This is a genomic window from Gilvimarinus agarilyticus, assembly GCF_000832015.1.
Classification (GTDB): domain Bacteria; phylum Pseudomonadota; class Gammaproteobacteria; order Pseudomonadales; family Cellvibrionaceae; genus Gilvimarinus; species Gilvimarinus agarilyticus.
Genome location: NZ_JXCJ01000001.1, coordinates 3,037,568 through 3,049,823, shown reverse-complemented (window position 1 = coordinate 3,049,823; position 12,256 = coordinate 3,037,568). Strand labels below are relative to the sequence as shown.

The following is a 12,256-nucleotide window of genomic DNA, read 5'->3' as shown; positions in this document are numbered from 1 at the left end:
AGAACTGACATGGGCGAACGAATTTTTGAACAAGACACATTGTGTCTGGCTGCCGTAGAGGCGAATTACGCAACCGATGCCGCACCTACTGCAGCGGCTAACGCCATGCGCGTGGCCACGGATTTAACCCTGCTAGACGGTGACCAAGAAGCGCTGGAGTATGACGCTGGCCGTGGTGGCAGCAAGGGCAGCATTCAGCGCAACAAGCGCATTAGCGGATCTTTGACCGGTTACCTGGCAGGCGTAAGCGCCGCAGGTGAGCCACCCGCCATTGGCCCGCTGATGCAAATTGCAGGGTTGGTACCCACCGTAACCGCCGATACCGATGTGACCTATGCACCGGCATCCACCGGGCACGACAGCGCCACGCTGCACGTGTTTCGCGGCAAAATTAAGCACGGCATTTTAGGCGCACGCTGCAACCTTGAAATGAGCCTGGGCCCCGACGCGTTGCCCAAAATGACCTTTAACAACCTGATGGGCCTGTATGTACCGCCCACCCAAGTGGCCGCATTCCAGGACGCGGACTTTACCGCGTTTACCACTCCGTCGGTGACCGACCCGGTATCCATTACCGTTATGACGTTGTTTGGCCAGGCCGTAAATATGAGCAGCATGATGTTCAAGTTGGGCAATAACGTGGTGTACCGCGCGGTGGTGAATGACGAAAGCGTACAGATTGTCGAGCGCCGCCCGCAAATCGAAATCACCTTCGAAGAGCCGCAACTTTCAGATTACAACTGGTGGGAAAAACTCAGCGATTACGGCGCCTTGGCTTACCAGCTGGGCGAAGACACGGTTGATGAGGGCAACATTTTTGAGCTGAACATTCCCAACCTGCAGCTCAATAGCATTACCCCAACCATTATCGACGGCATCAGCCACCTTCAGTGTGTGCTGGATGTAGTGCCTACCGCCCGCGATAACGATTTTACGATGGTGTTCCGTTAAGGATTAATAACACGGGCTGCTTGGCACGGATGCCTTTTTTAGCCAACCACACAACGACTTTCCAAAATCCGATAGAGGTTTACGCACAATGAAACTGAACATTAACGCCTTAGCCCAGCAGCACTTTAAAGCCATGGTTACCGTGAGCATCCCCACAGAAGATATCGACAAAGAGGGTAATACGGTTTACGGCAAGGCCAAATTTATCGGTAAGTTCCGTTGTTTAAGTGTGGCCGAAGGCCGCGAACACTTAACAGAACTGGAGGCACTGCGTGAGGCCGGTAACGCCCTGGCGGCGGTTGACCTTAGTGCCGAGCAAGTGGCGCGGTTCTTTATTGGCTTTGAAGCGGCCCCAAGCACAGAACTGCCGTTTGTGGATGACGACGATAACGCCCTGCAGAGCACCCCCGAAAACATCGCACTGTTGCTAAACAGCAGCTATGTGCGCGATGCCATTCAAATGACTTACACCAAAGCCCGTAGCGAGGATGTAGTAGGAAAAAACTCGAAGCGGTAGCGCGCTTTTGGGCCGGTGGCCGCGCTACCAATAACAGCCGTGTTGCTGAGGCGCTGGAAGCCGCCGGCGCACCGCAACACATCATTAATGACTTAAAGCGGCAGCAAAACGCTGCCCCCGAAGTGCAGCCGGCCAACGAACTCATTGTCCGGCTTTTTTATGCCGCAAGTACCCAGTGGAGCTACGCCGGCATGAGCGGTACTCGCACTGGGCTTAATTACCCAGCGGTAGAGACCAGGGCCAGTAAAAACCCCGACTACGCCGGCTTGGCGCTAGAGCACCAGGAGCTGGTATGGGATGGCCTACAGCGGATGGAAGTAGCCGCGCTAAAACAGTGGCAAAGCGAAGCCAAATAGCACCTTACGTAACAGCCAAGAGAGCAGCACTCAATGAGCGACTTGAACCTATCCATAAAACTCACCACCGAAGGCGGCAAAGTTGTCGTTAAAGAGATTGATGGTGTTGAGCAAGCCGCCGAGGGCGCTGCTGATGCGCTGGGTAAAACCGATAAAGCTGGCCGCAAGGCCAAGAGTGGGTTAGACGCGGCGGGCAAAGGTGCCAAAAAAACCGACAGCGAGATTGATCAGCTTAATAAACGCCTTAAAAACGCCATTAGCTTTGCTGCGCTGTTTTACACCGGTATGCAAGCCATTGGCGGTTTGCGAGCCGCCGCGACCTTGGCAGACGATTTTAATATTCTAGAACAGCGGGTAAAAACCGCCACCAAAGACACCGGCGACTTTAACCGGGTGTGGGCCGAGCTATACCAAAATGCTCAAGATAACGGTGCCGTAATGCAAGGCACTGTGGAGCTATTCCAACGGTTAAGCAGTTCGCGCAAAGAGCTGAAAGCCACCAACACCCAGATGTTGGAGTTTACCAATACCGTACAACAGCTGGGTGTAATTGGCGGCTCTAGCACGCAGGCCATGACGGCCGGTTTAACCCAGCTTGCCCAAGGCTTAGGTGGTGGAGTACTGCGCGCCGAGGAATTTAACTCCATTTTAGAAAACGTGCCCGAACTGGCCGTGCGCATCGGTAAAGGTATGGGCGATATCGGCGTAGGCGAACTACGCGCGATGGTGCTTGAAGGTAAGGTTCTGAGCGAGGATGTGTTTGCGGCGATACTTTCACAGGCACCCGAGATTGCCGCTGAGTTTGAGCAGCTAGCACCCACATTGGCGCGATCACGCGTGGAGTATGACAATGCAACCGCATCAATACTCAGCCGGATGGATGAGGCCGCAGGCATCACCCGCGTTTGGGCCGAGTTACTGAGCGATGCAGCCGGCGCGATGGACGAACTCAGCACTGAAGAGCTGGAGGAGTATGTAAGAATAGCCGAAGCGGCGGTGAGTATTACCGGCTCTTTGCTGGCAGCCATGTACGCGGGCCCCGCGGCGGCGGCTGTTTGGTCGCGTGGTATGGCTGGTGCAAAAGCCGCCAGTGGTGCTTTTGCGGCACAAAATGCGCTTACGACTAAATCACTGTGGGGCGCGCGTGCGGCCGGTGCCAGTGTGGCTGCTTTTTTTGTGGGGTGGCAAATTGGTAACTACTTGCGCGACGAGTTTGCAGCGGTCGAGCGCTTTAGTATTGCTTGGATGAGCACGGTACATACCGGCTTGATTAGCTTATCGGGCGGCTTTGACTTATGGGCCGCTGACATGAAATACGCAATAGAAGATTCGATGGATTTTGGTCGCAATAAGATCATCGATTTTTTGCAGTGGTATAACGGCTTAAACGATGGCGTACTGGATCTGTTGGGCTGGGAAAGCGCCTTTGATGACCTTGATGGAAAGCTGGAAGGCTTTAGAAGCAAGGCTGGTGTTGAGCATAAAGCCGCGATGGAAGAAATCCGAGCCCAAACCAAAGCCAAATTAACGCAGGTTAATAACACCTACGCCGATATGTTTGCCCAGGTGGGCAAAGGCGCCGATAACACCAAGAAAAAGCTTGCCGATATGGCCGGTGGCGCTGCGGGTGACGGCAGTACTACCGGTGGTGATGGTGATGGTGATGGTGATGATGGTGGTGTAGGCGAGCTGAATAAAGAGCTGCTGGCTTTGTACAACACTCAAATGCTTAACGCACAAGCGGTAGACGCCCAGGGCCGAGCCCTTGAGGGCATTGATTTAGAACTGTTTAAAGCCACATTTACCGAGGCCGCCGCGCTGCCCGCAGACGCCGCTGACGCAATACGCGCTTACGCCACCGCCGCGCTAAACGCGCAAACCGCGTTGCAATCGGATGCTTATTTAGAATCGATGCGGGAAGAGAACGACCTACTACGCATTCGTTTAGAGCAAGGCGAAGACGAATATGCCATTCAGAAAGCACTATTCCAACTCAAAGGCGGCAACCCCGATACCCTCGCAGCGATCGAAGATGAGCTGCGTGCACAGCAAGAACTTAACGAGCAAATACGCATTACCGAGGAGCTGGCCGGTGGTGGCTTTGGCGGTATGCGCGATGAGCTGGGCGAGATATCGGATGCGCTTGATGACTTAGGCGGCAACTTTGTCAACGCGTTTGGTGATGCCGCTGCGCTTCTGGATGCAATGACCGAGTCCCAAGCGGATTACGCGAAAGGATTGGAAAAAATCGCAAAAGAGCGCGCAGAGGTTAATACCCTTTGGGCCGATAGCGCGGACAAACAAGCAAAATTAAACGAACTCCAGCAGCGCGAGTCCGCACTGAATCGCCAAAACTATACCGACCAAATAAGCCAATACGGTGCCCTAGCCGGCGCTGCATCTGAGATGTTTGGAGTGCAATCACGCGAGCGTGAAAACCTCCACAAAATCGAGATGGCGTTTGGCGCGGTAGAGCTGGCCATGGCTCTGCAAAAAGCATCGGCTAATGCGCTAACCGCTATTACCAGCAGCTTTGCCGCACCGTTCCCGGTTAACTTTGCCGCCGGCGCCGCGATGATTGGCATTATGGCTGGCCTTGGTGTGTTTAACGGTGGTGGATCGGGCGGTAACGTCAACCTGGCTGCCGATCGGCAAGACGCCCAGGGCACCGGCACCGTGTTAGGCGACAGCACGGCTAAGAGCAGCTCGATACAAAACACGTTTGACCGCATTGAAGATCTGGAGCTAGACCAGTACCACGAGCTGCGCCAAATAAACGAGAACATTAAAGCGTTAAGCGGCGGGATATCGCAGCTTGCGATTAGCCTGGTGCAGGATGCCGGCCGCTTTAACGATGCATCGTATTCCGGGCCGTTGGGTACCAAAAGCAACACCAGCACCGGCGGCTTTTTTCAGGATGCCGGCAGCTTTGCCACACAGTTGTTTGATCCGGTAATGGGTACTGCCCTAACTGATTGGATTGGCGACCCACTGGGCGGCTTGATTGATGACGTGTTTGGTGGCTTTAGCGAAACCACCCGCGAGCTAATTGATAGCGGCATTAGCTTTGATGCTCAGACGATGGGCCAAGTGCTCGCCAGCGGCACGATTGAAGCCAGTTACTACAACGTTATTAAAGAGACCGAGAGCAGCTGGTGGGGCCTGAGTGAAGACAGCAGCCAAAACACCGAGTACAGCGGTATTAATGCTGCGGTGCGTGCCAGCATGGGCAAGCTGTTTGGTTTTGTGGGCGGCTCGGTTACCAATGCGATCGACATACTCGGGTTAAACCCGCAAAACATGATCGACACCTTTGCGATCGACTTGCCTAACGTTAGCTTTAAAGACTTAAGCGGCGATGAAGTTGAGGCCGAGCTGCAGGCGATGTTTAGCCAACAAGCTGACCTTATGACTCAGTACCTGGTGCCAGGCGTTGAGCAATACCAGCAAATGGGCGAAGGCCTATACGAAACACTGTTACGCGTAGCGCAAGAGCAAGCCGTGTACAACGCGCAAATGGATGCGCTCGGTTTAACCATGGGCGCCGCCGCTGGCATTACCGCCGAGGCACAGCTGGAGATATCGCAAAGCATTATTACGCTGATGGGCGGTATTGAAGAATTTAGAGATGCCACCGCAGATTACTTAAACGCGTTTTACAGCGGCGCCGAGCAGTTTGATTACCTCAGCGGCACCCTGCAAAAAACGTTTACTGATTTGGGCCAGCCATTGCCCGCGACCCGCGATGGGTTTAGAGCGCTTGTTGATGGCATTGACCGTACCACCACAAGCGGCCAACAGCTGTTTGCCACGCTAATGCAGCTTGCTCCATCTATGGATGAATTTTACAGCGTACTGAATGACCGCGCCGAATTTGAGGCCGGCATGGCCAGTGAGTTTGCCGCGCTGGATGCGACCGCGCTGCAGCAGTCGCTTACCGACTTAAACGCCTGGTACGACGAACAAATTGCCGCCGCTGAGGAGCTGGGCGCCGATACAACCATGCTCGAGCGTTTATACGGCCGCAAACGCGCTGACATTATTGCGGACGAGCTGGACGCGATTAATGAGCAACATACCACGGCCGCTGAAAAACTAATAAGCGAATACGAGCAGGTGTTTGGCCGCATCGACAGCTTAGCCAATAGCATTGGCGCGGATATTTTAAGCATCCAGCGCGCCGGCGCAGGCTGGAATGAGGTTGGGTACCAGAATGGCGTTATCGGTGACCTACGCGGCGATATCGGTGTAGGCAGCACCAGCGATCAGATAGGCACTATTGAGGGGCTACAAGCCGCCATTAACGCCCGTTACGAAGCTGAGATGGCGCGCAACCAAGAGCTGCAGCAAGCCGCGCAGCAACGTTACCAGGTAGAAAAAGCGGCCGCCGATGCCATGCGCCAAGCGGCTGACCAACTGCTGCAGGCCGCCGATGCCATGCTGCTAAGCGCGGCCAGCCCTGCGCTATTGGGTAGCCAGCTTACCGAGGCGCAAAGCCAGTTCAGCAACTTATTTAGCCAGGCACAAGGCGGCGATGCCGACGCGGCCGGCCAACTGCAGGGCGTGGGCAATAGCTATTTGGATATTGCCAAGTCGTACTACGCGCAGGGCTCTGATGAGTACAAAGCGATTTTTGAGCAGATCCAAAACGCGTACCGCAACGTGGGCGCCAGCGCGCCTGCAGAGCCACCGGTGCCGTCGGTTATCCGCAACTACCAGGCGCGCGATGCACAGCTGCAGGCCAGCGCGATTAACGAGCTGACCGAGCTGCAAACGCTGCTGGATGAACTGCGGGCCGAAGAACAAACGGCGCTAGAAGCACAGCAAGCCGAGATGCTCGCAACACAGCAAGCGCAGATAGACGCGGTGAACCAATCTACAGCCGATATCGTGAACGCGATACAAACCACTCAGACGCGCGAGACCAACCGCATGATTATGGAGATGCGCACCCAGCGAGATGAAGCCCGCGAGCAAAATACACGTGTGGTTAAAGAGCTGGGCCGTGTGCGCACTGAATTAACCCGCACGCAAAACGCTGTGTATAACACCCGGAGGACTGGCTAATGCTGTTTAGTGAATGGCTAAAAACGCCAGCGCTTGACCGGTGTTATTTAATTGAGATGGATTACCTGCTGGCCGGTACCGAGTACACCCTGCGCCGCAGCACGCACCCGTACCGCACCGCCGCGAGTGATACGCCGGCGCTAACGCCGTACCCGGACACGATATTAAGCCTGCCCGAGTTTGACAGGGAAATGAGCGAAGCCTTTATTGGCGTAAGCCGCGTTGCGATCGGTGAGCTTGAGCTGTTCCTGGATGACGAGCTGCAGGCGCTGGTAGGCGCGGCGGTTTTTGGTGGCCGTGAATTTAGAATGTTTGTGGGTGATGCCAGTTGGCCACTGGCAAGTTTTGGGCAGATTGTGGTTGGCCGTATTGAGCAGCTAGAGGCCGCCAGCTATGACCACGCCACGCTAACGTTTAAAGACCGCGCCGCGTTGTTTGACCGGCCCGTGCAGCAAAACACATTGGCCACCGGGCCCAGTGCCGGCAAGCCCATACCACTTTGCTACGGCAAGTGCTTTAACGTAAGCCCTGTGCTGATAGACCACACGATTAAAAAGTACCAGGTGCACGACGGGGCCGTGCAAGCGATTACCGACGTGCGCGAGAACGGCATGAGCATACCGTTTACCGCCGATGTGGTCACCGGTACCTTTACCCTAACCAACAACGCCACCGGCCGGGTTACGGCTGACGTGGAGGGTGCTGTTGTAGGCGGCACTTATTTAGCAACGGCCGACGATTTAATTGCTCACCTGGTTACCGATGTAATGGGCCTAAGTGCGCCCATTGGCGATACGCTGCCGGCTTACACCTTGGGCCTGTACATAGTGGATGAAACCACGGTAGCCGATGCCCTGGACAAGATTGCCGCCAGCGTTGGCGCAGCCTGGTTTTTTAACCGCTTAAACCAAGTGGCCTTGGTGCACTTTGACGGCGTACAAGCAGCTACCGACGCGCTGACCCCGGATGATATTGAAGACGAAAGCCTATTACCGGTACGCCGTATTGCGCCGGCCAAAACCATTACCCTTGGCTACCAGCGCAACTGGACGCCCCAGGCTGATGGCCTGGCCGGCACGATACGCGAGAACGAGCCCGAGCTGGCAACGCAGTACGAGCAAACCGAGAGCGTTGTTGTGGCCACAAACGCTGGCATTACCACGAATTACCCAGACGCGGCTGACATTACGGTGAGCACGCTCATAGCCGCAGAAACCGACGCCGGTACCGAAGCCGCCCGCCGCGCCGGTATAGCCGCAACTCCACACACTATTTTTGAGCTGGCCGCCTTTGCCAGCCCATTCGCCATGCAGCTGGGCCAAAGCATTAGCATCCAATATCCACAGTATTTTGCCGCCGGTGGTGATGCACTGATTACCCGATTAACCGACTTGCCCGAACAAAACAGCGTAAGACTGGAGGTGTGGCAGTGAGCAATAACATGCGGATGTTGATTGATAATTTGTGGGATACCGCCACTTTAAGCGTGGCCGCCGGCACCGAGGTGAGCAGCTTACCTGTGGCTAACTCGCAAATTTATGGCCGCAGCAAAACCGCCGCGATTACGCCCGATGGCGCCGGTAACTCGCAGTTTACGTTTGAGTTGGGTTCACTCCAGCTAATTGACGGGCTTGTGTTGTACCGGCACTGGCTAAGTGACCTAGCGACTTGGCGCGTGGAGTTGTTTGATGGCACCGAGTTAACGGGCACGCGGGTGTATGACTCTGACACTGTGCCTGCTGTAGCAACAAAAACACTGGGCGAGCTGAATTGGCTAGTGGATACCCTGGTAGTGAGCGTTTTTGGCAATTGGCCGTTTAAGTTTAGCCAGTGCTGGATGCCACCGACGTTTGCACGCAGCGGGCGCATTACGATATCTGATACTGATGCCCGTGACGGGTTGCATGAGTTTGACCGCGTTTTTTTGGGCCGTAGTTTTCAACCGACCTTTAATTTTAGTTATGGCCACCAGCACCAATGGCTAAGCGCGGAGGCACAGCGCGTAACGGCTGCGCAATCAGTTTTTAGCACAGCACGTCCGCGTCACCGGCGTGTGGCATTTTCCCTAGATTACCTGAGCGAGCAAGAGCGACCACACATGAGCGAGGCAATCCGCTCGGTAGGTATCACGAAAGATTTCTTTATCAGTATGTTCCCAGAAACTGGCGGCCGAAACGAAATTGAATACGCTATGAGCGCCAAGTTTGTCGGTAACCCTGCGCTCAGCGGCAATTTTTTTAATAACTTTACGGCACCCATTGAGGTGAGAGAGGCATAACAATGGCGATACCCGTACCCGGTATAGAGTTCAACCAAAGTGATGTAGGCGGCCAGTACTTGGCAAAGCTGCAGGACTTAGCCCAGGCCGTAGACGCGGCCGTAACGGTTGCGAACGATGCAAAAAGCCACGATGACGTGCTGAAGGATTACTTGCTGCTGAATATTGACGACTACAAGGGCTATTGGAGTGATTTGAGCGGGGGTTTATCTAAGCCTGCAACCGCGTACCACGATGGAAAAATATGGCGTTTGCAGAACAACCTTGCAAACGTAACTACAAGTGAGCCGAGCGATGCCAATAACGATTGGGCGCCGGAGTCTAGCCGGTTTGTGAGTGAGAACGGCGCCTTGGGCTTGATCCAGCAGTGGGGTTTGGGTGCAGATCAATCTTTGATTGAAAACACTGACTCGTACTTAATTGATAAGACGCGATTTTATTACCAGGGCGGTGGCGATGCTCACAGGCTTGGTAGCAGTAACGGTACAGGTTTATGCGTTATAGGTTTGGCTGAATCTGGCAACAGGTACGGCTGGCAGATTGTCGGAGCGAATAACGGTCAATTCTGGGGGCGAACTATAAACGCATCTGGCTGGGGCGTGGACCAGCAATTCTGGACAAGCGGAAATTTGCAGAAAACCGTATCTCAGATTGATACAACAGCTGGTCGAGTTTCTACTGTCGGCCATATGGGGTACGGAGACTCAATTCGGATTACTTCTGCTGATGATATCCTAAACTTACCGCCGATTGCGGGTAACGGCGGTAACGCGAAGTATTACTGGGGGCCAAATGGCGTGCCTATTAATATGCCGGCCAAAGCTAATGCTGCTGGTTACGTGAGCCGCGATTACATTGCTTCTACATATGAGCTTATAAAGGTTACTTCTCGCTTTACCGGTGAATCCTATCAAAATGTAAAAAGTGCTGGTGTTTGGTCTGGCTGGAAGCCGGTGGGTAGTGGTTCAGGCCGTAAAACCGCGCCCGTCCAAGTTTTAACCAGCGTGGACGAGGTCAGCAATGACATTGAAGTCGATCTTGATTGTAGCGAGTACAACGTTTTCCTCTTTGATTTTAGCGACGTGAGTATCTCGACCTCTGGCGCCTTCAACCTAAATATCATTGGGGTGCCGACAGACGAAGATGATCTATTTAGCTGCACGATAATGATGACTGGTGCAGGCGTTAAAACTGGCGTTAATACGTTATTGAACTCAGCGCTTACAGCACATTGGCCCTCGGTACCTGAGTACGGCACCACCCGCACAGCATTGGATATTATCGAGTTCTACTGGAACCCGTTAAAGCCTGGTCAACTTAGTTTCTATCAGTCAGATGAGAGACCGTAACCATGACGCAGTTAGGTCTTAGGAAGCCAGGACGCGCGATTAACGGCAAGTTTGTACGACGCGGCGAGTGGGTTGTTATCAGTGCGAGTGCGTTTTTTGTTACATGCTGCGTAGCCGACGTCTTTGTACGAGGCTCGGGCGGCGGCCATGGCGGTAATGTTAAATCTCCCTCTGAGACCGTGACGGGTCAGCGCGGTAAGCATGGAAGCGGCAATACATGGACGAGCGTTACTGTTACCGGAGAAGTGACGGTTTCCTTGGGGCCTGCAGGCTCTTCTGCCGCGAGCAAGACCCACCCTGGTGATTCGTCAGTGATTGGTGCAAATGACGGCACGTCCGGTGCCTCTTGTTCGATCACTAGCAACAACTTTGGCGCAAGTCGTTCCGGCGGGGACCTTGGTAACGGAGCCACTTTAGATGGGTGGAATGGGCAATACACGCAAGACTATGACGACTGGCAAACGTTAATTATCACAAACCCAGCGGGCGGCAATTATGGGCGTATGGGCGGCCAGAACTATACACCCCCCAACTACTACACAAGCGCAGCAGTGCGCGGTTGCGTGCAACTACTACTAATTGACCAAGGGTAAAACTGATGGCTATATTTTTTTTAGACCGAGAAACCGAAGATACGCTGGAAGAGCGAGACGTAAAAGCTCGTTTAATGGCCGCCCCAGAAACCGTTGAAGATATCGTGACACCACCAGCGCCGTCCGTTGATGTTGTCGAGGGTATAGAAGGTGAAACTCCGGAGGTAGAACCTGAGCCCCCGGTAGAACCCGTGCCCCGCGTGCGCACTAAAACTCGTATTATTAACCGCTTAAATGCGGTATCGAATGAAGATTTAGAGTCGGTAGGCGTAGTGCGTGTGTTGGAGGTTGCACCACCGGTCTTAGAGGCCTGGCAATCTCATGTTGCTGGAGCCCTGGATAAAACTGACCCCAACTTGTGGGCGCAAACATGGGTGGTTACCGGCCCTTCGGTTGCCGAAGCAGTAGCAAAGCGTAAAGCGGCAATAGAGTACGAGCGCGATATACTCATTAATGACGAAAGCGCGACTGTTACCCTGAGCGACGGCCGTATTTTTCAAACCGACCCGCGCTCGGTAACCCTGATGAACAGGGCTAAATCGAACGCTGACTTAAATGGCGGATTTGCTCCTGGTGCGATTTGGCGCGACGCTGATAACGTCAATCACCCCCGCACGACAGCGCTGTTTGCCGAGATTAGCGCGAAAGAGGAAGCCCGCTGTGAGCCAATTTGGCTGCTGAGCTGGGTATTAAAAGATCAAGTGGATACGATCGCCGCTGACGCAGCTTTAACGGATGCTGAGAAAGTGGCCGCGATTATGGCCCAGACGTGGGCAGCGCCAGAACCTGAATGATCACGCTCTTTGAGGGGCCGTACCAGGGCGTAAAGGTTTGTCACCTCCCCGGAGGCAAGCTGGTACAGCTTCTCGAAGATATCCACCTCCCCAACGGCGATATCGTCCCCGCCGGCTTTATTTGCGATACAGACAGCGTGCCCCGGTTACTGGGGCCGTTGTATGCATGGTTTAAAGGCCGCTCAGTCCTGGGCGCCATCATTCACGATTTTTGCTACCGCAAAAAGATTCCGCGAGCCAAGTGCGATTTACTGTTTCTGCAGGCAATGACATGGGAGGGCGTGAGAGCGCGCTACCGTTACCCGATCTATTACGCCGTCCGAGTTTTCGGCCGGTTTCACTATTAAGCAG

General features: G+C 54.3%; 10 protein-coding genes. All 10 read left to right on the top strand.

Annotation, left to right across the window (positions count from 1 at the left end):
* The first annotated feature begins 9 nt into the window (after positions 1-9).
* The 10 genes from SD69_RS13285 to SD69_RS13240 all read left to right on the top strand — a co-directional run bounded on the left by SD69_RS13285 (position 10) and on the right by SD69_RS13240 (position 12,252).
* On the top strand, positions 10-951 hold the full coding sequence (locus tag SD69_RS13285; protein ID WP_041523597.1) for a phage tail tube protein: 942 nt from the start codon (positions 10-12) through the stop codon (positions 949-951).
* Between the two features lie 88 nt (positions 952-1,039).
* Positions 1,040-1,468, top strand: coding sequence for a hypothetical protein (locus tag SD69_RS13280; protein ID WP_041523596.1), 429 nt, complete (start codon positions 1,040-1,042; stop codon positions 1,466-1,468).
* 122 nt (positions 1,469-1,590) lie between these two features.
* Entirely contained in the window at positions 1,591-1,824 is a 234-nt protein-coding gene (locus SD69_RS13275) for a DUF1799 domain-containing protein (RefSeq protein WP_041523595.1), read from the top strand.
* Positions 1,825-1,857: 33 nt separating this feature from the next.
* The gene (locus SD69_RS13270; RefSeq protein ID WP_041523594.1) at positions 1,858-6,891 is read left to right on the top strand and encodes a tape measure protein; all 5,034 of its coding nucleotides are present in this window, start codon (positions 1,858-1,860) and stop codon (positions 6,889-6,891) included.
* Positions 6,891-8,324 carry a hypothetical protein gene (locus tag SD69_RS13265; protein WP_041523593.1) on the top strand — a complete coding sequence of 478 codons (1,434 nt, stop codon included), beginning with the start codon at positions 6,891-6,893 and terminating at the stop codon, positions 8,322-8,324. The genes SD69_RS13270 and SD69_RS13265 overlap by 1 nt, the downstream gene beginning before the upstream one ends.
* Positions 8,321-9,169 carry a hypothetical protein gene (locus tag SD69_RS13260; protein WP_041523592.1) on the top strand — a complete coding sequence of 283 codons (849 nt, stop codon included), beginning with the start codon at positions 8,321-8,323 and terminating at the stop codon, positions 9,167-9,169. The genes SD69_RS13265 and SD69_RS13260 overlap by 4 nt, the downstream gene beginning before the upstream one ends.
* Before the next feature lie 2 nt (positions 9,170-9,171).
* Positions 9,172-10,518 carry a hypothetical protein gene (locus SD69_RS18965; RefSeq protein ID WP_041523591.1) on the top strand — a complete coding sequence of 449 codons (1,347 nt, stop codon included), beginning with the start codon at positions 9,172-9,174 and terminating at the stop codon, positions 10,516-10,518.
* A 2-nt stretch (positions 10,519-10,520) separates the two neighbouring features.
* Positions 10,521-11,111 (top strand): hypothetical protein, encoded by a 591-nt coding sequence (locus SD69_RS13250; protein ID WP_041523590.1) that lies wholly within the window; start codon positions 10,521-10,523, stop codon positions 11,109-11,111.
* A 5-nt stretch (positions 11,112-11,116) separates the two neighbouring features.
* Positions 11,117-11,905: a DUF4376 domain-containing protein gene (locus SD69_RS13245; protein WP_041523589.1), complete on the top strand. Its 789-nt coding sequence runs from the start codon at positions 11,117-11,119 to the stop codon at positions 11,903-11,905.
* Positions 11,902-12,252 carry a DUF1353 domain-containing protein gene (locus SD69_RS13240; protein ID WP_052481155.1) on the top strand — a complete coding sequence of 117 codons (351 nt, stop codon included), beginning with the start codon at positions 11,902-11,904 and terminating at the stop codon, positions 12,250-12,252. The genes SD69_RS13245 and SD69_RS13240 overlap by 4 nt, the downstream gene beginning before the upstream one ends.
* The last annotated feature ends 4 nt before the right edge of the window (positions 12,253-12,256 follow it).